The 21,452-nt window shown below is 55.4% G+C and carries 19 protein-coding genes; all 19 read left to right on the top strand.

All coding sequences use genetic code 11. From position 1 onward, the window contains the following. Positions 1-213: 213 nt before the first annotated feature. The gene (serC, locus tag H7995_RS24595) at positions 214-1,299 is read left to right on the top strand and encodes a 3-phosphoserine/phosphohydroxythreonine transaminase (protein WP_166591366.1); all 1,086 of its coding nucleotides are present in this window, start codon (positions 214-216) and stop codon (positions 1,297-1,299) included. Beyond that, on the top strand, positions 1,299-2,393 hold the full coding sequence (pheA, locus tag H7995_RS24590; RefSeq protein ID WP_017129662.1) for a prephenate dehydratase: 1,095 nt from the start codon (positions 1,299-1,301) through the stop codon (positions 2,391-2,393). Before serC ends, pheA begins: the two co-directional genes overlap by 1 nt. A gap of 11 nt (positions 2,394-2,404) precedes the next feature. Then, positions 2,405-3,517, top strand: coding sequence for a histidinol-phosphate transaminase (gene hisC, locus H7995_RS24585; RefSeq protein WP_166591367.1), 1,113 nt, complete (start codon positions 2,405-2,407; stop codon positions 3,515-3,517). A gap of 28 nt (positions 3,518-3,545) precedes the next feature. Beyond that, a complete protein-coding gene (locus tag H7995_RS24580; RefSeq protein ID WP_232534643.1) occupies positions 3,546-5,753 on the top strand; it encodes a bifunctional prephenate dehydrogenase/3-phosphoshikimate 1-carboxyvinyltransferase in 2,208 nt (735 codons plus the stop codon). Next, positions 5,750-6,439, top strand: a complete 690-nt coding sequence (gene cmk, locus H7995_RS24575) for a (d)CMP kinase (RefSeq protein ID WP_095168025.1) — start codon at positions 5,750-5,752, stop codon at positions 6,437-6,439. Before H7995_RS24580 ends, cmk begins: the two co-directional genes overlap by 4 nt. A 119-nt stretch (positions 6,440-6,558) precedes the next feature. Next, positions 6,559-8,253: a 30S ribosomal protein S1 gene (gene rpsA, locus H7995_RS24570; RefSeq protein WP_014337228.1), complete on the top strand. Its 1,695-nt coding sequence runs from the start codon at positions 6,559-6,561 to the stop codon at positions 8,251-8,253. A gap of 209 nt (positions 8,254-8,462) precedes the next feature. Continuing rightward, positions 8,463-8,744 (top strand): hypothetical protein, encoded by a 282-nt coding sequence (locus H7995_RS24565; protein ID WP_166591369.1) that lies wholly within the window; start codon positions 8,463-8,465, stop codon positions 8,742-8,744. Between the two features lie 169 nt (positions 8,745-8,913). After that, entirely contained in the window at positions 8,914-9,210 is a 297-nt protein-coding gene (gene ihfB / locus H7995_RS24560; RefSeq protein ID WP_003369729.1) for an integration host factor subunit beta, read from the top strand. 27 nt (positions 9,211-9,237) lie between these two features. Beyond that, complete coding sequence (locus H7995_RS24555) at positions 9,238-9,480, top strand: lipopolysaccharide assembly protein LapA domain-containing protein (RefSeq protein ID WP_166591370.1); 243 nt, start codon at positions 9,238-9,240, stop codon at positions 9,478-9,480. A 211-nt stretch (positions 9,481-9,691) separates the two neighbouring features. After that, positions 9,692-10,768, top strand: coding sequence for a dTDP-glucose 4,6-dehydratase (gene rfbB, locus H7995_RS24550; RefSeq protein WP_182341624.1), 1,077 nt, complete (start codon positions 9,692-9,694; stop codon positions 10,766-10,768). Then, positions 10,765-11,658 carry a dTDP-4-dehydrorhamnose reductase gene (gene rfbD, locus H7995_RS24545; protein WP_185819051.1) on the top strand — a complete coding sequence of 298 codons (894 nt, stop codon included), beginning with the start codon at positions 10,765-10,767 and terminating at the stop codon, positions 11,656-11,658. The genes rfbB and rfbD overlap by 4 nt, the downstream gene beginning before the upstream one ends. Beyond that, a complete protein-coding gene (rfbA, locus tag H7995_RS24540; RefSeq protein ID WP_182341618.1) occupies positions 11,655-12,536 on the top strand; it encodes a glucose-1-phosphate thymidylyltransferase RfbA in 882 nt (293 codons plus the stop codon). Before rfbD ends, rfbA begins: the two co-directional genes overlap by 4 nt. A gap of 271 nt (positions 12,537-12,807) precedes the next feature. Continuing rightward, a complete protein-coding gene (locus tag H7995_RS24535; protein WP_182341614.1) occupies positions 12,808-14,268 on the top strand; it encodes a mannose-1-phosphate guanylyltransferase/mannose-6-phosphate isomerase in 1,461 nt (486 codons plus the stop codon). 97 nt (positions 14,269-14,365) lie between these two features. After that, entirely contained in the window at positions 14,366-15,331 is a 966-nt protein-coding gene (locus H7995_RS24530; RefSeq protein ID WP_182341612.1) for a glycosyltransferase family 2 protein, read from the top strand. A 181-nt stretch (positions 15,332-15,512) separates the two neighbouring features. Continuing rightward, the gene (locus H7995_RS28665) at positions 15,513-16,142 is read left to right on the top strand and encodes an acyltransferase (protein ID WP_182341611.1); all 630 of its coding nucleotides are present in this window, start codon (positions 15,513-15,515) and stop codon (positions 16,140-16,142) included. Beyond that, positions 16,126-17,373, top strand: coding sequence for a glycosyltransferase (locus H7995_RS24520; RefSeq protein WP_182341609.1), 1,248 nt, complete (start codon positions 16,126-16,128; stop codon positions 17,371-17,373). The genes H7995_RS28665 and H7995_RS24520 overlap by 17 nt, the downstream gene beginning before the upstream one ends. 31 nt (positions 17,374-17,404) lie before the next feature. Next, positions 17,405-18,214, top strand: coding sequence for an ABC transporter permease (locus H7995_RS24515; RefSeq protein WP_182341607.1), 810 nt, complete (start codon positions 17,405-17,407; stop codon positions 18,212-18,214). Further along, positions 18,204-19,493: an ABC transporter ATP-binding protein gene (locus H7995_RS24510; RefSeq protein ID WP_182341605.1), complete on the top strand. Its 1,290-nt coding sequence runs from the start codon at positions 18,204-18,206 to the stop codon at positions 19,491-19,493. Before H7995_RS24515 ends, H7995_RS24510 begins: the two co-directional genes overlap by 11 nt. Before the next feature lie 16 nt (positions 19,494-19,509). Further along, positions 19,510-21,452: polysaccharide pyruvyl transferase family protein (locus H7995_RS24505; RefSeq protein ID WP_185819050.1), on the top strand; the 1,943-nt coding region annotated here is incomplete at its 3' end.

Genomic DNA, 21,452 nt, shown 5'->3' with positions numbered 1-21,452 from the left:
CTTGTTGTTTGTCCCTATGGAAAATTGATGACCCTGTAGGAGCGAGCTCGCTCGCGATGGACGTTAACGATGACGCGGGTTTCCTGATTAAACGCGGCGTCCTCAGGTTTTTCGCGAGCAAGCTCGCTCCTACAGTTGATCGCTGCTCAGCCATGTGAGTGGCGATCGCCCCCTATAAATGTGTGATACCACCAAATCAGAGCGAGATTGGATGTGAGCAAGAGAGCCTATAACTTCTGTGCCGGTCCGGCGGCACTTCCCGAAGCTGTCCTGCAGCGTGCCCAGGGTGAACTCCTGGATTGGCACGGCAAGGGCCTCTCCGTCATGGAAATGAGCCATCGCAGTGATGAGTTCGTGTCCATTGCCACCAAGGCCGAGCAGGATCTGCGTGATCTGCTGAATATCCCTTCGAACTACAAAGTGTTGTTTCTGCAAGGTGGCGCCAGCCAGCAATTTGCTCAGATTCCGCTGAACCTGCTGCCGGAAAACGGCACCGCCGACTATATCGACACCGGTATCTGGTCGCAGAAAGCCATCGAAGAAGCTTCCCGTTACGGCCACGTCAATGTTGCCGCGACCGCCAAGCCCTACGACTATTTTGCAATTCCCGGGCAGAACGAGTGGCAGTTGTCGCAAGACGCCGCCTACGTGCACTACGCACCGAATGAAACCATCGGCGGCCTGGAGTTTGGCTGGGTGCCGGAAACCGGTGATGTGCCGCTGGTTGCCGACATGTCTTCGGACATTCTGTCGCGCCCGATCGATGTTTCGCGTTTTGGCATGATCTACGCCGGCGCCCAGAAAAACATCGGCCCGAGCGGTATCGTGGTCAATATCGTGCGTGAAGACCTGCTGGGCCGTGCCCGCGCGTTGTGCCCGACCATGCTCGACTACAAGGTCGCCGCCGACAATGGCTCGATGTACAACACCCCGCCGACCCTGGCCTGGTACCTGTCCGGCCTGGTGTTCGAGTGGCTGAAGGATCAAGGTGGCGTGGAAGCCATCGGCAAGCTCAACGAAGTCAAGCAGCGCACCCTGTATGACTTCATCGATGCCAGCGGCCTGTACAGCAACCCGATCAACAAGACCGATCGCTCGTGGATGAACGTGCCGTTCCGTCTGGCTGACGATCGTCTGGACAAGCCATTTTTGGCCGGTGCCGACGAGCGGGGCCTGCTGAACCTCAAGGGGCACCGTTCCGTGGGCGGTATGCGCGCCTCCATCTATAACGCCGTCGACATCGTTGCGGTCAACGCACTGGTTTCGTACATGGCAGAGTTCGAGAAGGAACACGGCTAATGTCTGAGCAAGAACTCAAGGCACTGCGCCTGCGCATTGATTCGCTGGACGAAAAGGTCCTGGAGTTGATCAGTGAGCGTGCCCGCTGCGCCCAGGAAGTCGCGCGAGTAAAGATGGCCTCGCTGGCCGAAGGCGAAGTGCCGGTGTTCTATCGTCCTGAGCGTGAAGCTCAGGTGCTCAAGCGCGTGATGGAGCGTAATCAGGGGCCGCTGGGCAACGAAGAGATGGCGCGGTTGTTCCGTGAGATCATGTCCTCGTGCCTGGCGCTCGAGCAGCCGCTGAAAGTGGCTTACCTGGGCCCTGAAGGTACCTTCACCCAGGCGGCCGCCATGAAGCACTTCGGTCACGCGGTGATCAGCAAGCCGATGGCGGCGATCGACGAAGTGTTCCGGGAAGTGGCTGCCGGCGCGGTGAATTTTGGCGTGGTGCCTGTGGAAAACTCCACAGAAGGCGCCGTCAACCACACCCTCGACAGCTTCCTCGAGCACGACATGGTCATCTGCGGCGAAGTCGAGTTGCGGATTCACCACCACTTGCTGGTGGGTGAAAACACCAAGACTGACAGCATCAGCCGTATCTACTCCCACGCCCAGTCCCTGGCCCAGTGCCGCAAGTGGCTGGACGCGCATTACCCGAATGTCGAGCGCGTGGCGGTCTCCAGCAACGCCGAGGCAGCCAAGCGGGTCAAGGGTGAGTGGAATTCGGCGGCAATCGCTGGCGACATGGCGGCGGGCCTGTACGGCCTGACTCGCCTGGCCGAGAAAATCGAAGACCGTCCGGACAACTCCACGCGCTTCCTGATGATCGGTAGCCAGGAAGTGCCGCCGACCGGCGACGACAAGACCTCGATCATTGTCTCGATGAGCAACAAGCCGGGTGCGCTGCACGAGTTGCTGGTGCCTTTCCACGACAACGGCATTGACCTGACGCGCATCGAGACGCGTCCGTCGCGCAGTGGCAAGTGGACCTACGTGTTCTTCATCGATTTCGTCGGCCACCACCGCGATCCGCTGGTCAAGGGTGTGCTGGAGAAAATCAGTCAGGAAGCAGTGGCACTTAAAGTGTTGGGTTCCTACCCCAAAGCAGTTCTCTAAGGGCGTTAACAATGAGTGGCGACTTCCTCGCTCTGGCACAGCCGGGCGTGCAACAACTTTCGCCTTACGTTCCGGGCAAGCCCGTGGACGAACTGGCGCGCGAGCTGGACATCGATCCGGCTCGCATCGTCAAACTGGCCAGCAACGAAAACCCGCTAGGTGCCAGCCCCAAGGCCTTGGCGGCGATTCGTGAAGCGCTGGCCGAGCTGACCCGGTATCCGGATGGCAATGGCTTTGCGCTCAAGACGCTGCTGGCAGAGCAGTGCCGCGTCGAGCTGAACCAGGTGACATTGGGCAACGGTTCCAACGACATTCTCGAGCTGGTAGCGCGTGCCTATCTGGCGCCCGGCTTGAACGCGGTGTTCAGTGAGCACGCCTTTGCGGTCTATCCGATTGTCACCCAGGCCATTGGTGCTGACGCGCGGGTGATCCCGGCCCGGGATTGGGGGCACGACCTGCCGGCCATGCTGGCGGCGATCGATGCCAACACCCGTGTGGTGTTCATTGCCAACCCGAACAATCCGACCGGAACCTGGTTCAGTGCCGAGGCGCTGGATGAGTTCCTGCAGGATGTGCCTGCGTCGGTGCTGGTGGTGCTGGACGAGGCGTACATCGAGTACGCCGAAGGCAGTGACCTGCCCGACGGCCTGGATTTTCTTGCCGCGTATCCGAACCTGCTGGTATCGCGCACCTTCTCCAAGGCCTATGGCCTGGCGGCGTTGCGCGTGGGTTATGGCTTGTCGACGGCGGTAGTGGCTGACGTGCTCAATCGCGTACGCCAGCCCTTCAACGTCAACAGCCTGGCACTGGCTGCCGCCTGTGCCGCGTTGCAAGACGATGAGTACCTGGCTGAAAGCCGACGCCTGAATGAAGCGGGCATGCAGCAGTTGGAAGCCGGGTTCCGTGAGTTGGGGCTGGGCTGGATCCCGTCCCGGGGCAACTTTATCTGTGTTGATCTGGGGCGCAGTGCTGCGCCGATCTTCCAGGGCTTGCTGCGTGAAGGTGTGATTGTGCGTCCGGTGGCCAACTACGGCATGCCGAACCACCTGCGCATCACCGTCGGCCTGCCGGCAGAAAACAGCCGTTTCCTAGAGGCGCTGAGCAAGGTCCTGACCCGTGGTTGATGTCAGTGCCGTGCAGCCTGCTGCGCCGGTGATCGGTCGCCTGGTGGTGGTCGGCCTGGGGCTGATCGGCGGTTCGTTTGCCAAGGGCTTGCGCGAAAGTGGCATTTGCCGCGAAGTGGTGGGTGTCGATCTCGATCCGCAATCACGCCAGCTTGCCGTAGAGCTGGGCGTGGTCGACCGTTGTGAGGATGACCTGGCGGCCGCCTGTGTGGGGGCGGATGTCATTCAGTTGGCGGTGCCGATCCTGGCCATGGAGAAGCTCCTGGCGCTGCTCGCGGGCATGGACCTGGGCGCAGCGATCCTGACGGACGTTGGCAGTGCCAAGGGCAATGTGGTGCGGGCGGCAACCCAGGCGTTCGGCGGCATGCCGCCACGCTTCGTGCCGGGGCACCCGATTGCCGGTTCCGAGCAGAGCGGGGTAGAGGCCTCCAATGCCCAGTTGTTCCGCCGGCACAAGGTGATCCTCACGCCGCTTGAGCAAACTGATCCGGCTGCGCTGGCGATAGTTGATGCGCTCTGGCGCGAATTGGGCGCCGATGTCGAGCACATGCAGGTCGATCGCCACGATGAAGTGCTGGCCGCCACCAGTCATCTGCCGCACCTGCTGGCGTTCGGTTTGGTCGATTCGTTGGCCAAGCGCAATGAAAATCTTGAGATCTTCCGTTACGCTGCGGGCGGTTTCCGCGATTTCACAAGAATCGCCGGTAGCGACCCGGTGATGTGGCACGACATCTTTCTCGCTAACCGGGAAGCGGTGTTGCGCACACTCGATACATTTCGCAGCGACCTCGACGCCTTGCGCGACGCGGTCGATGCAGGGGACGGGCACCAATTGTTGGGCGTGTTCACTCGCGCCCGGGTTGCCCGCGAGCATTTCAGTAAAATCCTGGCCCGCCGGGCCTATGTGGACGCTATGAACTCCAACGACCTGATTTTCCTGGCACAACCTGGTGGCCGCCTGACTGGGCGGATTCGTGTACCGGGCGATAAATCGATTTCCCACCGTTCGATCATGCTCGGCTCCCTGGCTGAGGGTGTGACCGAAGTCGAAGGCTTCCTCGAGGGCGAAGATGCCCTGGCGACCTTGCAGGCCTTCCGCGACATGGGGGTGGTCATCGAAGGGCCGCACCATGGTCGTGTGACCATTCATGGTGTGGGCCTGCATGGCTTGAAGCCGGCTCCTGGCCCGATCTATCTGGGCAACTCCGGCACTTCGATGCGTCTGCTGTCTGGCCTTCTGGCTGCGCAGAACTTCGATAGCACCCTGACGGGCGACGCCTCGTTGTCCAAGCGTCCGATGAATCGCGTGGCCAATCCGCTGCGGGAAATGGGCGCGGTGATCGAGACCGCCGCTGAAGGTCGTCCGCCGATGATCATTCGTGGTGGCCATGCCCTCAAGGGCCTGACCTATACCATGCCGATGGCCAGCGCCCAGGTTAAGTCCTGCCTGCTGTTGGCCGGTCTGTACGCCGAAGGCCAGACCACGGTCACCGAGCCTGCACCCACCCGTGACCATACCGAGCGCATGCTGCGCGGCTTCGGCTATCCGGTGACTGTCGAGGGCGCAACGGCCTCCGTCGAGTCCGGCCACAAGCTGACTGCCACCCACATCGAAGTGCCGGGCGATATCTCTTCGTCGGCGTTCTTCCTGGTCGCCGCTTCGATTGCCGAAGGCTCCGAGCTGGTGCTGGAGCATGTTGGTATCAACCCAACCCGTACCGGGGTGATCGATATCCTGCGTCTCATGGGTGCCGACATTACCCTGGAGAATCAGCGCGAAGTTGGCGGCGAGCCGGTGGCTGACCTGCGTGTGCGTGCAGCTCAACTCAAGGGCATCGAGATTCCCGAGGAGTTGGTGCCGCTGGCCATCGACGAATTCCCGGTGCTGTTCGTGGCGGCAGCTTGTGCGCAAGGCCGGACGATCCTGCGGGGTGCCGAAGAGCTGCGGGTCAAGGAGTCGGACCGCATCCAGGTCATGGCTGACGGTCTGTTGGCGCTGGGCGTCAAGTGCGAGCCGACGCCGGATGGCATTATCATTGATGGCGGCCAGATCGGTGGTGGCGAAGTCCACGGTCATGGCGATCACCGGATTGCGATGGCCTTCAGTGTTGCGTCGCTGCGCGCCAATGCGCCGATCCGCATCCATGATTGCGCCAACGTCGCTACCTCCTTCCCGAATTTCCTCGCGTTGTGCGCGCAGGTCGGTATCCGCGTTGCCCAAGAGGCTCAGTCGTGAACAACATTGCTCCAGTTATCACCATCGACGGGCCAAGCGGTTCGGGTAAAGGCACTATTGCCGGCATGCTCGCCAGGCGCCTGAACTGGAATCTGCTGGATTCCGGGGCGCTGTACCGTCTGCTGGCGTTCGCTGCGCGCAACCACGGGGTCGACCTGACCAACGAGGAATTGCTGAAGAAACTTGCCGCTCATCTGGATGTGCAGTTCATCGCGGCGACCGACGGTCAGCTGCAGCGCATCATCCTCGAAGGGGATGAGGTCAGCGACGCGATCCGCACCGAAGTTGCCGGCGCCGGCGCCTCCCAGGTAGCCGCGCTGCCGGCTGTGCGTGAGGCGCTGCTGCAGCGCCAGCGGGCTTTCCAGGAAGCCCCGGGGCTGGTGGCTGACGGTCGTGACATGGGCACGGTGGTCTTTCCCGATGCACCCTTGAAGATTTTTCTGACCGCCAGCGCCGAGGAACGGGCGCGCCGCCGATATTTGCAGTTGAAGGGCAAGGGCGAGGATGTTAGTCTGTCGAGTCTGCTAGATGAGATCCGTGTGCGCGATGAGCGCGACACCCAGCGAGCGGTAGCCCCGCTCAAGCCGGCGGTCGACGCGATTCAGCTGGATTCCACGGAGTTGTCCATCGATCAGGTGCTGGAACGCATCATGAGCGAAATCGCCCTACGCGATATCGCCGGGTGACCAAGAAGGCCGCAGGGGACCAGTCATAGTCCTGTGGTGCTTCTTTTAATTGAAACTAACCCACACCGTCTGGGGTGTGGAGATGGGCGTATTCTTCGCCCTTATCAACAGGAATTAAAATGAGCGAAAGCTTTGCGGAACTCTTTGAAGAAAGCCTAAAAACCCTGAACCTTCAGGCAGGCTCCATCATCACCGGTGTTATCGTTGATATCGATTACCAAGCTCGCTGGGTAACCGTTCACGCTGGCCTGAAGTCTGAAGCACTCATCCCGCTTGAGCAGTTCTACAACGACGCTGGCGAACTGAACATCAACGTCGGTGACGAAGTTCACGTTGCTCTGGACTCGGTTGAAGACGGCTTTGGCGAAACCAAGCTGTCCCGTGAAAAAGCCAAGCGCGCTGAATGCTGGATTGTTCTGGAAGCAGCCTTCGCAGCCGAAGAAGTGGTCAAGGGCGTTATCAACGGTAAGGTTAAAGGCGGCTTCACTGTCGACGTTAACGGCATCCGTGCGTTCCTGCCAGGTTCTCTGGTTGACGTCCGTCCTGTGCGCGACACCACGCACCTGGAAGGCAAAGAGCTGGAATTCAAGGTCATCAAGCTTGACCAGAAACGCAACAACGTTGTCGTTTCCCGTCGTAGCGTCCTCGAAGCCGAGAACTCCGCTGAGCGTGAAGCTCTGCTGGAATCCCTGCAGGAAGGCCAACAAGTCAAAGGTATCGTCAAAAACCTCACCGATTACGGCGCATTCGTCGATCTGGGTGGCGTCGATGGCCTGCTGCACATTACCGACATGGCTTGGAAGCGTATCAAGCATCCTTCGGAAATCGTCAACGTTGGCGACGAGATCGATGTCAAGGTTCTGAAGTACGATCGCGAGCGCAATCGTGTTTCCCTGGGCCTGAAGCAACTGGGCGAAGATCCATGGGTTGCTATCAAAGCCCGTTACCCAGAAAGCACTCGCGTTACCGCACGTGTAACCAACCTGACCGACTACGGCTGCTTCGCTGAGCTGGAAGAAGGCGTTGAAGGTCTGGTACACGTTTCCGAAATGGACTGGACCAACAAGAACATCCACCCTTCGAAAGTCGTACAAGTCGGCGACGAAGTGGAAGTTATGGTTCTGGACATCGACGAAGAGCGTCGTCGTATCTCCCTGGGCATCAAGCAGTGCAAATCTAACCCATGGGAAGATTTCTCTGGCCAGTTCAACAAGGGCGATAAAATCTCCGGCACCATCAAGTCGATCACCGATTTCGGTATCTTCATTGGTCTGGACGGCGGCATCGACGGCCTGGTCCACCTGTCCGACATCTCCTGGAACGAAGTGGGCGAAGAAGCCGTTCGCCGCTTCAAGAAGGGCGACGAGCTGGACACCGTTATCCTGTCGGTTGACCCAGAGCGCGAGCGTATCTCCCTGGGTATCAAGCAACTGGAAAGCGATCCGTTCTCCGAGTACGTTCAAGAGAACGACAAAGGCGCAATCGTTAAAGGCATCGTGAAAGAAGTTGACGCTAAAGGCGCCATCATCACTTTGGCTGACGACATCGAAGCGACTCTGAAAGCCTCCGAAATCAGCCGTGACCGCGTTGAAGACGCGCGTAACGTTCTGAAAGAAGGCGAAGAAGTAGAAGCCAAGATCATCAGCGTTGACCGCAAGAGCCGCGTAATCCAGCTCTCCATCAAGTCGAAAGACGATGCTGAAGAGAAAGAAGCAATCCAGAGCCTGCGCGACAAGCCAGCTACCTCTGACATTGCTGCTGGTCCTACCACTCTGGGCGACCTGTTGCGTGCACAGATGGAAAAACAGAACTAAGTTCTGTCAGACCATAAAAAGGGCGACTTCGGTCGCCCTTTTTTGTGCCTGGAATTTGAGTTTGCGGCGCTTGAGTGGTGTGGCGGTTATCCATGAAACGAACCCCGGTCAGTGCTGTCTGGTTCTTTGTGCGGAGCATTTCACTATTTGGGCTAGGCTTAGCCTGAAGCAAACAGCGGTCGGGCAGATCGTCCAACCTAAGGAAGCGAATGAACAGGTTCTTCGTCGTGCTTGTTGTGCTGGCTCTGGCGGGCTGTACCACTAATGTGAAGACCCATGCGGTGCGGGGTGTGAGCGGTATCGAGATCGATTGTTCGGGGCTCGGGTCGGATTGGGATAGGTGCTACAAGCGAGCGGACAAGGAGTGCAAAGCGCAGGGGTACAAGGTCGTTGCCAGGTCCAGTGATGTCAAGGAGGAGGATCAGGACTATCCATTTGGTTGGAATCCGGCGGGATACCTTACGCGCACCATGCTGGTCATTTGTAGGTGATCGAGTGGTGAATTTGTATGGTGAGTCTCGGTTTGATGCCTGAAAAACTCGCTTGAGCGGTGAGGTCGTGGTCGTGCAGATAAGTCAATGCATGGGCTGTTCAAATTCCTTCTGGCATGCTAAAACCTTTGAAGCGCTGATCTAGCTGCTTGAAAAAGAAGGGAAAAATATGACGAAGTCGGAGTTGATCGAACGAATTGTCACCCATCAAGGGCTGCTTTCATCCAAGGATGTAGAGTTGGCCATCAAGACTATGCTTGAACAAATGTCCCAATGCCTGGCAACTGGTGATCGCATCGAGATCCGTGGCTTTGGCAGCTTCTCCCTGCACTACCGCGCGCCTCGTGTAGGCCGCAACCCGAAGACCGGGCAATCGGTTAGCCTGGATGGAAAATTTGTTCCCCATTTCAAACCGGGCAAAGAGCTTCGGGATCGGGTGAATGAAGATGAGGAGGAGGGGCTTTGACAGTCTGCGCAACTCAAGGAATCTCTTATGCGTAGCGTGAAGCGTGTACTGCTTGGCGTTTTTGTCCTGCTGCTGGCGCTGGCGATACTGCTGTTTGTGCTAGAGAATCAGCAGTCGGTGTCTTTGCTGTTTCTGGGCTGGGCGGGGCCGCAAATTCCACTGTCGCTGGTTGTGGTGCTTACGCTTCTGGTGGGGATGGTGATAGGGCCTTTATTGGGGTGGTTCCTGGGCCGAGTTTCCAAGGGGGCGCGAAAGCGAGTGCTGTCCTAGCGGAGCACCTTTGGCATACCTCTGGCTTTGGCTGCAGGTTGTCCATATCCATTAGTAAGCCGTGATTGATCGATAAATTGCAGCAATAGTCCACAAATGATTGGGTTTCACGTCGTTCGGACTGAGCCCGGCATAAAACGACTGGTGCATTCATGGATTAGACGGCGGTCCGGTTGGCGATGCTGTCTGCAACTCAAGGGTATGCTTTCGCGTGAAAATTCTAGTAACCGGCGGTGCAGGATTTATCGGTTCGGCGGTCATTCGCCATATCATTTCCAATACGAATGACGCGGTCGTTAATGTCGACAAGCTAACGTATGCGGGCAATCTTGAGTCTCTGGCTGAAGTCAGCCAAAACGCCCGTTACATGTTCGAGCGAGTCGATATTTGTGATCGCGAGCAGATCGACCGTGTCCTGCGTGAACAGCAACCAGATGCCATCATGCACCTGGCTGCGGAGTCTCACGTCGATCGCTCGATCAGCGGCCCGTCCGAGTTTATCCAGACCAATATTATTGGCACCTACACGCTGCTCGAAGCCGCGCGTCATTACTGGTCAGCGCAAGACGATGCGCGCAAGGCCCGTTTCCGATTTCACCATATTTCGACTGACGAAGTTTACGGCGACCTTGAAGGTCCGCAAGACCTCTTCACCGAAACCACGCCCTATCAGCCAAGCTCGCCTTACTCGGCCAGCAAGGCCAGCTCTGATCACCTGGTTCGTGCCTGGGCGCGTACCTACGGTCTGCCAACCCTGGTCACTAACTGTTCGAACAACTACGGGCCGTGCCACTTTCCCGAGAAACTGATTCCGCTGATCATTCTCAATGCGCTGGAAGGGAAGGCATTGCCGGTGTATGGCAAAGGCAATCAGGTGCGTGACTGGCTCTATGTCGAGGATCATGCGCGGGCACTGTATAAAGTCGTGACCGAAGGTGTCGTTGGCGAGACATACAACATCGGCGGCCATAACGAAAAGCAGAACATCGAGGTCGTGCGTACCCTGTGCGCACTGCTCGATGAGATGCGCCCGGGATCTCCTCATTGTCCGCACGCCAGTCTGATCACTTACGTTCAGGATCGCCCGGGCCACGATCAACGCTATGCAATCGATGCCAGCAAGATCCAGCGTGAGCTGGGTTGGACTCCGCAAGAGTCTTTCGAAACCGGCATCCGCAAGACCGTCGAATGGTATCTAACCCACTCTGAGTGGGTGGATCACGTTAAGAGCGGCAGCTACCAGCAGTGGATCGACCAGAACTACGCGGATCGGTCGAGCAAGGAATGAAAATCCTCCTGCTGGGAAAAAACGGCCAGGTAGGCTGGGAACTGCAGCGCTCTCTTGCACCCCTTGGCGAGTTGATTGCGCTGGATCGTCATGCCTCCGATGGCTTGAGCGGCGACCTGTCCGACCTCGAGGCCTTGCGCGCGACAATCCGCCGGGTCAAGCCCAACGTCATTGTCAACGCTGCTGCTTATACAGCTGTTGATAAGGCCGAATCCGAGACCGAACTGGCTGATCGTGTGAATGGTCAGGCGAGTCAGGTCATGGCGGTTGAGGCCAAGGCTCTCGGCGCCTGGCTCGTTCATTACTCGACCGATTATGTCTTTAGCGGGCAGGGCCTGATTCCATGGAGGGAGCTAGATGCTGTTGACCCCGTGAATCACTATGGCGCCAGTAAGCTGCTCGGTGAGCAGGCGATTATTGGGGCTGGGTGCAAGTACCTGATCTTTCGGACCAGTTGGGTCTACGGGGCTCGCGGCAATAACTTCGCCAGGACCATGTTGCGACTGGCCAGGGAGCGCGAGACCTTGAGTGTAATCGCTGACCAGGTTGGGGCCCCTACGGGGGCAGAGCTTATCGCAGATATCACCGCGCTGGCTGTTCAGAAAGCTATGCACAACCCTGAGCTCGCGGGTCTTTATCACTTGGCTGCTGGTGGTGAAGTCTCCTGGCACGGCTATGCTAGTTATGTGATTGATTTCGCCCGCAGCCAGGGGGAACAGCTGTTAGTGGCGTCAATCAATCCGATCGATACCACTGCCTATCCAACACCTGCACGTCGCCCACTGAATTCGCGATTGAATACGCGGAAGCTGCGCGACAGTTTTTCTCTGTGCTTGCCGGATTGGCAAACTGGTGTAACCCGAATGCTAAGGGAAGTCCTGAATAAATGACCACGACAAATCGTAAAGGCATCATCCTCGCTGGTGGCTCAGGTACTCGGCTTCACCCGCTGACGCTTGGCGTGTCCAAGCAGATGCTGCCGATTTATGACAAGCCGATGATCTTCTACCCCCTATCGGTGCTGATGCTTGCAGGTATACGGGAGATCCTGGTCATCTCCACCCCCGAGGACCTGCCGTGTTTTCGCAAGTTACTGGGTAATGGCAGTCAGTATGGTATCCAGCTCAGCTATGCCGAGCAGGCAAGCCCCGATGGCCTGGCGCAAGCCTTTATCATTGGCGAAGAGTTCATCGGCAAGGACCCATGCTGCCTGATCCTGGGCGACAACATCTTCTATGGTCAGCACTTCTCGGAGAAGCTTCGCTCTGCCAGTACCCAGGCCCAGGGGGCGACGGTTTTCGGTTATCACGTCAGCGATCCTCAGCGCTTTGGCGTGGTCGAGTTCGATGCAACAGGCCGCGCGTTGAGCATCGAGGAGAAACCGCTTGAGCCAAGATCCAGCTACGCAGTAACGGGTTTGTATTTCTACGATAACCAGGTGGTGGAGATCGCGAAGAGCATCAAGCCATCCGAACGTGGCGAGTTGGAAATTACCGACGTCAACCGCGCCTACCTTGAACAGCAGACCCTCAATGTCGAGATGCTCGGTCGCGGATTTGCGTGGCTGGACACCGGCACCCACGAGTCGCTGCTGGAGGCCAGTCACTTTGTTCATACCATTGAGCAGCGCCAGGGATTGAAGGTCGCTTGCCTGGAGGAGATTGCTTACAATTTTGGCTGGATTACGCCAGCTGAACTCGGGGCCCAGGCCGAGCGATTGAAAAAAACCGGGTATGGTCAGTATCTGCAGAAACTGTTGGATACATGACTTGAATGACCGAGGTTTTGCGGATTGTGAGTGGTTCGTAAAGTCTTGGTTAGCTGTAGAATGGGCGGATATGCATTTCAGATCGAGCGAGCATCGATAGCTCAGGTCGAACATCAATAGCAGGGCGGCCCTAGCGCAAGCGAGTGGCTTGATGGTTTCGTAGGCGTTAACAGCGATTTGCATCTCAAAGAGGTGCAAGGTGATCGGAATGTAAGCGAGCGCCGTTTTCTGTGGTTAACCTTTCAGTGAGCGAGGATTAAGGAGGTTGAGTATGGAACTGATTCCCGTAATTTTGTCTGGCGGTGTGGGCAGCCGGTTGTGGCCTGTTTCTCGAGAGGCGCACCCCAAGCCGTTCATGGATCTGCCGGGTGGCCAGAATCTGATCCAGAAAACCTTCCTGCGCGCTTCGCGGTTGGAGGGCGTTGTAGAAGTTCTGACAGTGACTAACCGTGAGCTGCTCTTCAAGACTGAAGACGAGTATGGCGCTGTTGATGCCGCCAAGCACTCACAAGGTTTCATTCTCGAGCCTTTCGGGCGTAACACGGCTGCAGCTGTGGCCGCGGCTGCTCTGCAGTTGGAAGCCACCCATGGTCCTGATGTCCATATGTTGGTGCTGGCTGCCGACCATCTGATCAAGGATGAAAAGGCCTTTGCCGCGGCGGTATCCGGTGCCGTAGCGCTAGCTTCCGAAGGCTGGTTGGTGACTTTTGGCATTCAACCTACCTACCCTGAAACAGGGTTTGGTTACATCGAGGCGCAAAAGAATGCTCCGCTGAATGGCGGCTTGAAAGTGGCGCGTTTTGTCGAAAAACCAGATCTTGAAACCGCTCAAGGTTATGTAAGTGCTGGCAATTACTATTGGAACTCCGGGATGTTCTGCTTCCGGGTCGGCACTGTCCTCGAGGAGCTGCGCAAGCATGCTCCGGACGTAGTTGAAGCGGTTATCAAGACTATTGAAAAATCGCGAGTCACTTCGTCTGAAAAGTATCGTTGCCTGACCCTCGACGCTAATGCATTTGCCCAGGTTCCTGATATCTCCATTGATTACGCGTTGATGGAGCGCTCTAACAAGGTTGCGACTATTCCCTGTGATATCGGTTGGAGTGATATCGGCTCGTGGAACGCAGTGGCTGAGCTGACCAGCCCCGATGCCGATGGCAACCGTTTCGAAGGTGAAGTGTTATCTCATGGTTCGCGCAACAACTATGTAAACAGTGAGGGTCGACTCACTGCCTTGGTTGGGGTTGAGGACCTGCTGGTCATTGACACTCCAGATGCCTTGATGATCGCGCATAAAGACCATGCGCAGGATGTGAAGCACATTGTTGGCCAGCTCAAGGCCAGTGGCCATACGGCGCACTTGCTGCACCGAACGGTACATCGTCCGTGGGGTACTTATACAACGCTGGAGAGCGGTGAGCGCTTCAAAATCAAGCGTATTGTGGTCAAGCCGAAGGCTTCCCTTTCCCTGCAAATGCACCACCACCGAAGTGAGCATTGGATTGTGGTGAGTGGCATGGCTGTGGTTGTGAATGATCAGCAAGAGTTGATGCTTAATACCAACGAATCAACATTTATTCGTGCCGGCCATAAGCATCGTTTGCAGAATCCGGGGGTAATCGACCTGGTAATGATTGAGGTACAGAGCGGAGATTATCTAGGTGAGGATGATATTGTTCGCTTTGAAGATAATTATGGGCGGGTAGATACTTTGGTCACTGCTAAGTCTTGAGTTCAATATTCAGTTTGATAGCGTTAATTGCGAGTTGGGTGTGAGTCATGTCTAGTCAAACTCTGCAATCTTAATATAGCTTTTGGTTGTCTATCCAATGCCTGATTTTTTATCTATTGCTGATAGTGGTTACGATAGCCGGGCTGTTGGTCGTGTTGCTATTTTGTTGTCAACGTATAACGGCGAAAAGTACCTGGCGGCTCAATTGGAGTCGCTGGTCTCTCAGGAGTATCAAAACTGGGAAATTCATGCTTCGGACGATGGATCCACAGATAGGACTTTAGAGATTCTTGAGTCCTACCGTGAGCGATTGGGTACTGATCGCTTGAGTATCTATCGTGGTCCTGGTCGGGGGTTTGCGGCAAATTTCATGTCGCTGGTTCGGCGTGAAGAGATACAGGCAAGTTATTTTGCCTTCTGTGACCAGGATGATATCTGGGCCAAGGAAAAAATTTCCACTGCAGTGCGTTGTTTGGATGAGGGAGAACTGGTACCGGCACTCTACTGTTCGCGCACTCGCCTAGTTGATGAGAACGGCGTCGAGATGGGGTATTCGCCGCTGTTTCCTGGCCGGCCCTGCTTTGAGAGCGCTTTGGTTCAGAGCATTGCAGGAGGTAACACCATGGTGCTCAACTCGCCAGCCAGACAGCTGGTGAGTCGAACGCCCGTGACATTGTCGATCGTTTCGCATGACTGGTGGGCTTATTTGCTGGTCAGCGGTAGTGGTGGCAGAGTTCACTATGATCCGACTCCGCAAGTTGATTACAGGCAGCATGCCAATAATTTGATGGGTTCTAATCGGCGTTTAAGTGAACGCTTATCGCGACTTAAAAAGATGTTTGATGGAACGTTTCGCGCTTGGACTACGGCTAATTTAGCTGCTTTGGAGTGTTTTCGACAGGAATTGACGGTTGAACACTTGAAACGGCTTGACATGTTCCGAAAAGCTCGAGTCGCCGCGCTTCCGATGAGGCTGATTTGCTTTAAACGTGCAGGGATCTATCGGCAATCTACCGCCGAGAACGTGGTTTTGATTGCGGCCGTTCTAGTCAACCGCTTGTGAAGCCGATGCCGTTGGCGGAGCGGGAAGCCAATACCACCTGTGCGGATATTGGATTACACTGCGCGCCCATTTCAGACGGGTAGCTGTCATCCCAGGGTTGGGTGAATCGTTGCCTCCAACGGCTCTGATGGAAGAGGTTGAATACACAAGGCGCTGACTGCGCCTCACTTCGGGACAGAATATGGCAGGTAAGTTGAAGATCAGGCTCAAGCAGGCGCTACTGAAATCCAGCATCTACTTTATGCTGGCAGCGGCAAAATATTATATTGCAAATAATATAATTGCGAAGATGCCGATCGAGTCAGTGCGAAAAGCCTATTATCGGCGGATTATGGGGGTGTCGATTGGGAATGACACCCATCTAAGTATGAGGATTTTCCTTACGGGCTACCATAGCCGCTGCCAGGTCGCAATTGGTGACAATTGCGTCATCAATCGCGATATATATCTGGATGGCAGAGCTGGCGTGTACATTGGTAACAATGTGAATGTGTCGTTCCAGGCGTGCCTCTTGAGCCTGCACCATGATCATAATGACCCGAACTTTTCCGCGATTGGCGCGCCGGTTGTTATTCAAGACCATGCCTGGATCGGTGCAAGGGCTATGATTTTACCTGGAGTCGTTGTAGGCGAAGGAGCAGTCGTCGCTGCCGGGGCTGTGGTAACCCGTTCGGTACCTGACTATGCGGTGGTGGGGGGAGTGCCGGCCCGAGTGATTGGTCAGCGCAACCGCGATCTGACCTATGTGACTAATTTCTCTCCTTTCTTCGACACAGATATCTTCGATGAGTCCCATGCTAAATCTAGTTAAGAAAAGCCTTCTTGTTTTCACGCTTTCTCCACCTCTGCCCGCTAATTCTGGCGCGCCTATCTATATCTGCAATACGCTTCTACCGCTCGCCGAAAAGTATGATCTGCATTTATATACCATCGGTGGCCCGGATGAGATTGCGCACATCAAGCGGCATCAGAGCCTCTATGATCGTTACTTTCGTAGTGTGCATGTAGAGCCGCGGGCGCAGATGCCTTCTCAGAAGGGAACTGTTGGCCGGATTGCTCACAGCCTGATGCACCTGTATCACGGTTTGCCTTTTATGGACGCCAGTTATTACAGCCACAGTGCTGTAAAAAATGCCCGCGAAATTGTCAAGAAATACAATATCCAGGCGATGGAGATTCATTCAAGTCACCTGGCTTTTTTCAAGAAGTTCATCCCGCAAGTTCCTGCGTTATTGGTCAGTCACAATATTGAGTCCGATATTTTTCCTTTCTGGATTCCGCAGCATTTGACCGGCTGGAAAAAAGCTGCAGTTGAATGTGTAGCCAGGGCCAGTCGACGTAACGCCCATCAAGTTGAGTCGGAGAACAAATGGAAGTTTGATGCGATGACGTTTATTTCCATGAGCGACATGGAGCGGGTCGGCGCAGGGGTGGATAAAAGCTATATTCCCCTTTGCCTGCCCGTGAAAGGCGTCAACTATTCAGATAAACCCGATGACTGCGTAAACCTGCTCTGGATGGGCGGCTTCTGGTGGCACCCGAATGCTGAAGGGGTACTTTGGTTTGTCAGAAGTATTCTGCCGTTAATCGTCGATAAGCTAGCAGCTTTGAATATTCGATTGCACTTTCTCGGCGCTGGCCCTCCGGACGAATTGAAGGCGATCGACGACGGTCAAAATATATTTGTGCACGGTTTTGTCGACTCCCTGGACGATATGCTTGCTAGCTCGCACCTGCTGTTTGTTCCCCTGTTGTCGGGTGGTGGAGTGCGGGTGAAAATTCTTGAAGCAATGAGTAATGGCATTCCTGTTCTAAGTACCAGTAAAGGGTGCGAAGGGCTGGGGGCCACTGACGGCCTCGATATAGTGGTTCGTGACGAAGCTCAGGCGTTCGCTGATGCTATTCTTCAACTGGCCGCCGACCCGGTGCGACGTGCTCAGTTGTCAAGTGCTTGTAAGCAACTTCTTAATGAGAAGTACAACTTGCAGAACTGCATTAATGAAAAAGATCGGATTTATCATAAGCTGCTGGCGTCGGTTTGAGCCAGCACCCGAATTGAGATGAAACCTCCTCATGATTAGAACTCTTGCATTCGGTGCTCGGAGCTTCATCAAGAGCCGCGAGCTTATCTGGCAGCTTGTCCGGCGCGAAATCAGCCTTCGTTACAGCGGTTCATTCCTAGGGATAATCTGGTCGTTCATCAATCCGCTCGCGATGTTGATGGTATACAGTTTTGTGTTCGGTACGGTCTTCAAGGCGCGATGGGGAGGAGTGGCCACTGAGAGCCAGGATTACACCATTCTGCTTTTTGTCGGGATGTTGATGCATGGCCTGTTCGCCGAGTGTCTGGGTAAGTCTGCGACGTTGATTGTGGCAAACAGCAACTATGTTAAAAAAGTCATTTTTCCTCTGGAAATATTGCCTTGGACAATAATAGGGGCTGCACTCTTCCACTTGTTTACCGGCCTGGTTGTACTGATGGGGTTGCAGTTGTTTCTGACGGGCGGTTTGCAGTGGACGTTGATATATCTACCGCTGATTTTGATTCCGTTTGTTTTGTTCTTGGTGGGGTTGTCCTGGTTCGTATCGGCGTTGGGGGTGTTTTTCAGAGACATCGCGCAACTCGTCGGGATGATTACCGCGGTAATGATGTTCCTATCGCCGGTGTTCTACTCAATCGAGTCGATACCTGAACGGTTTCGTCCTTATATGATGGCTAATCCGTTGACTCTGGTAATTGAACAGTCTAGGCAAGTCCTGATTTACGGTGGTCAGCCTGATCTACAGACGCTGCTTATCCTCAGCTTGGTTGGCATTTTAACCTGCGGCGCGGGCTTGTGGTTCTTTAACAAGACACGGAAAGGATTTAGTGATGTCCTCTAACGATATCCTCATCGACGTGGCCGGGTTGTCCAAGTGCTTTCATATTTATGATAAGCCGGCGCACCGTTTCATGCAGTTTGTTGTTCCTAGGCTGCAACGTGCTGTCGGGCTTCGGCCCAGTAGTTTCATGCATGAATTCTGGGCGTTGCATGACGTTTCCTTTCAACTGCGCCGAGGTGAGACAGTTGGAATTATTGGCCGTAATGGCTGTGGTAAATCCACCCTGCTGCAAATGATCTGCGGCACGTTGACGCCTACCGGTGGACGAGTAGACATACACGGACGAATCGCGGCTCTGCTTGAACTGGGGGCGGGCTTCAATCCGGAGTTTTCCGGGCGCGACAATGTTTTCCTTTCTGGAAGTATCGCCGGTATTTCCCAAGAGGAAATGCGTAAACGGTTCGCTGATATTGCGGCGTTTGCCGATATTGGCGAATTCATTGAGCAGCCTGTAAAGACATACTCTTCAGGTATGTTCGTGCGCCTGGCATTTGCGACGGCTATCCATACGTCTCCGGATATTCTGGTGGTTGACGAAGCGTTAGCGGTGGGGGATACCGCATTTCAGACGAAGTGTTTGACGCGCATTCGCGAACTGCAGAAGAAAGGTACAACCATTCTGTTGGTCACTCACTCGACCAATACCCTGATTGAATACTGTGATCGGGCGATTTACCTCAAGCGCGGAGTTTTGGTCGAGGATGGTGTGTGTCGTGATGTGGTCAAGCATTACGCCAACGATCTGGTGGAAGAAGAGGGTGGTATTGCGCTTGCCGAGAGAACCCAGGATGAAGCGTTGGCGCTTCAGGATCTTGAGTCCACGGCTTTTGTAGAGACGCCAGGTGGAACAGAGGAAAAAATAGCCATTGTCGGGGTGGAGATATTCGATGCTTCAGGGCTAGCGCGCAGTACTTTTTCCTACGGTGATACCTTTTTGGTTCGGGTGAACCTAAGGGTGGGTGTTGCCGTTGAGTTACCTTGTTTTGGCATGCAGATAAAGAGCGTCGACGATATTGTGCTCTGGAGTGCGACTACCCAGAGTATGGAGGTGCCGTTAGGTCAGCTTGCGGTAGGGCATCATCAGCTTACCTGGGTTTGCAAAGCGACTTTTTCGGGCAATCGTTATGTTTTGGCGATTGGAGCTGGAAGCACCGAAACGGGTGAGTATCGCCGACATTCCCGGCTTCCTTATGCCGGGCATATTGATGTATTGCCTCAGGAGCGCAGCGGTTCTGGCTGGTTGGCCCCATGCCCGACTGTTTCGCTTTCATCAGTCTAGTCGTAGGGGATAAGTTATGACTGACAAACCAAAGGTCGTAGTCAGCGGATGGTACGGGGCCAGCAATGTTGGCGATGAGTTGCTCCTGGGAGCCGTCGCAAATTGGGTTGCAAACGCTGGCGGTGAGCTGACGATCATCAGTCTCAACCCCGCGCATACGGCCCAAGTCTACGGAACCGCCGCGGTTGACTTCCACAACCTGGGCGAGATCGCCTCGGCGCTGGCCGACTGCGACCTGTTTGTGATGGGAGGCGGGGGGATCTTCCAGGACCATCATCCGTTTCACATCAGTGCGCTGTATGATGCAACGGCTTTGGATATTGCCCAGTACGCACGTCCGTTCTATCTGGCTCGGCAGTTTGGGGTAAAGACCCTGATCCTTGCTCATGGCGTAGGACCTCTAGCCAGCCATGATGCTCAGGAGATCGTTCGAGACGTATTCAGTCTTGCGGATTTTGTATCAGTCAGAGATGAACCAAGCGCAGCGCTTCTGCGCAAGATTGGCGTTACTCGTGAACTTTTGGTGGCGGCGGATCCTGGCTGGTTTGCTGCAGGGGAGGTTGTACGTGTCTGCCATGAACAAGCGACTCGTGCACCTGATGACAAGAAAAAACTTGCTCTGATCATTCGTGAGTGGCACGCAGGGCGGGACTGGGAAGAGAAACTGGTCGCGGCGCTTAACAGCCATTTACCCGCTGGCTGGGGCTGTGTCTGGTTTGCTTTTCAGAACGCTCTGGATGAAAGTCGCGCGGGCTCTGACAGACCTTTCCTTGAGCAACTATCGACCGGCCTGGATGCGCGTATACACAGTGAGATCGTTGACTACGTTGCTGTCGCAGACGCGGTAAATGCCATCAATGAATGTGACGCGGTGTTGTCGATGCGCCTGCATGGCAGCATTTTGTCACTTGCTCTGGGTAAACCCTGTGCGTTCCTTGAGTACGATGACAAGATGACTCAGGCGCATAATATGGCGCACGTCCCAGAGAATTTGAGACTTGACCTGAATTGCCCTCTGAGTGCCTACGAGCTCATTATTGCCAAGCTTGCGAACCTTGACGCGAGCTGGCGTATCGATCCGCAGGTTTTGCAAGACCTGCAAGTTTCGGCATTGAGCCACAGGGATTTGCTGGTCGGTGCTTTGGCGCAGGCTCGTGCTGGCGGCGAGAGGCGTAGCCGATGGTCAAGTCAGAATCTGGATTGGATGTCTGTCTGGTTGCAGGATCTTATCTGGCAGAAACGGATTATTCAGCAGGCTAGTACACGCGCGCACGAGCTGTTGAAGTACCGCGACCTGCAAATCCATGAGAGAGACGGTCAGCTCAGCGAAAAGGAGCTGCACTTTCAGGTGCTGCAGCAGCAGAATGCTGAGTTAGACCGAGAGCTTCTGCTGAGCAAGCAGCAGATGGCGGAGCTTGGAAAGCTGCATCAAGAACTTCTGCAACACAATGCCGAGCTTGCTGCTTCTCCGCTGAAAACCCAAGAATTCTATGATCTCGATCATGAACTGCATCAAATTAAACAGCAATTTCTCCTGTTGAAGGCTACTGCCGTTAGCCTACAACAAGAGTTGGATGCCCGGACGACACAGCTACAGACAGTCGAAAGCGCAAAGAAAACCACAGGAATGATCATGTCAGGCAGCATGCAGAATATAACTCGGAAACTTCAGCGCGCGGCTTACTTGTTGCAGAACGGTGGCCCACGCGCATTGCTTTCGGCTCTGAAAAGACGTCGGCAACTGGCGTTGGCGCAACAGATGCCATTGCCGACCATCGAGTTTTCGGAGTCCATGAGCCAGGTTGATCTCGACCGCGCACTGTTTGAAGCAGCTGCGAAACTTCGCGAAGAAGAAATCGTTATTTTTTCCTCGCGCAACTTTGACTCCTTGGGTGGGCATCACCGGGCGGCACAGTTGGCACGGGCGGCCCTGTCTGCCGGACATCGGGTAATTTACCT

The organism is Pseudomonas kielensis, assembly GCF_014236655.1.
Taxonomy (GTDB): Bacteria; Pseudomonadota; Gammaproteobacteria; order Pseudomonadales; family Pseudomonadaceae; genus Aquipseudomonas; species Aquipseudomonas kielensis.
Note: the sequence above shows the minus strand (reverse complement) of the source record. Positions and strands in the feature narration are given on the sequence as shown.

Excerpts from the sequence above, each read along its gene's own strand:
- H7995_RS24515 (WP_182341607.1), top strand. The coding sequence starts at position 17,405 with ATGATTAGAACTCTTGCATTCGGTGCTCGGAGCTTCATCAAGAGCCGC.
- H7995_RS28665 (WP_182341611.1), top strand. The coding sequence starts at position 15,513 with ATGGCAGGTAAGTTGAAGATCAGGCTCAAGCAGGCGCTACTGAAATCC.
- H7995_RS24510 (WP_182341605.1), top strand. The coding sequence starts at position 18,204 with ATGTCCTCTAACGATATCCTCATCGACGTGGCCGGGTTGTCCAAGTGC.
- rpsA (WP_014337228.1), top strand. The coding sequence starts at position 6,559 with ATGAGCGAAAGCTTTGCGGAACTCTTTGAAGAAAGCCTAAAAACCCTG.
- pheA (WP_017129662.1), top strand. The coding sequence starts at position 1,299 with ATGTCTGAGCAAGAACTCAAGGCACTGCGCCTGCGCATTGATTCGCTG.
- hisC (WP_166591367.1), top strand. The coding sequence starts at position 2,405 with ATGAGTGGCGACTTCCTCGCTCTGGCACAGCCGGGCGTGCAACAACTT.
- rfbD (WP_185819051.1), top strand. The coding sequence starts at position 10,765 with ATGAAAATCCTCCTGCTGGGAAAAAACGGCCAGGTAGGCTGGGAACTG.
- ihfB (WP_003369729.1), top strand. The coding sequence starts at position 8,914 with ATGACGAAGTCGGAGTTGATCGAACGAATTGTCACCCATCAAGGGCTG.
- H7995_RS24520 (WP_182341609.1), top strand. The coding sequence starts at position 16,126 with ATGCTAAATCTAGTTAAGAAAAGCCTTCTTGTTTTCACGCTTTCTCCA.
- H7995_RS24535 (WP_182341614.1), top strand. The coding sequence starts at position 12,808 with ATGGAACTGATTCCCGTAATTTTGTCTGGCGGTGTGGGCAGCCGGTTG.
- H7995_RS24555 (WP_166591370.1), top strand. The coding sequence starts at position 9,238 with ATGCGTAGCGTGAAGCGTGTACTGCTTGGCGTTTTTGTCCTGCTGCTG.
- H7995_RS24530 (WP_182341612.1), top strand. The coding sequence starts at position 14,366 with ATGCCTGATTTTTTATCTATTGCTGATAGTGGTTACGATAGCCGGGCT.
- rfbA (WP_182341618.1), top strand. The coding sequence starts at position 11,655 with ATGACCACGACAAATCGTAAAGGCATCATCCTCGCTGGTGGCTCAGGT.
- H7995_RS24565 (WP_166591369.1), top strand. The coding sequence starts at position 8,463 with ATGAACAGGTTCTTCGTCGTGCTTGTTGTGCTGGCTCTGGCGGGCTGT.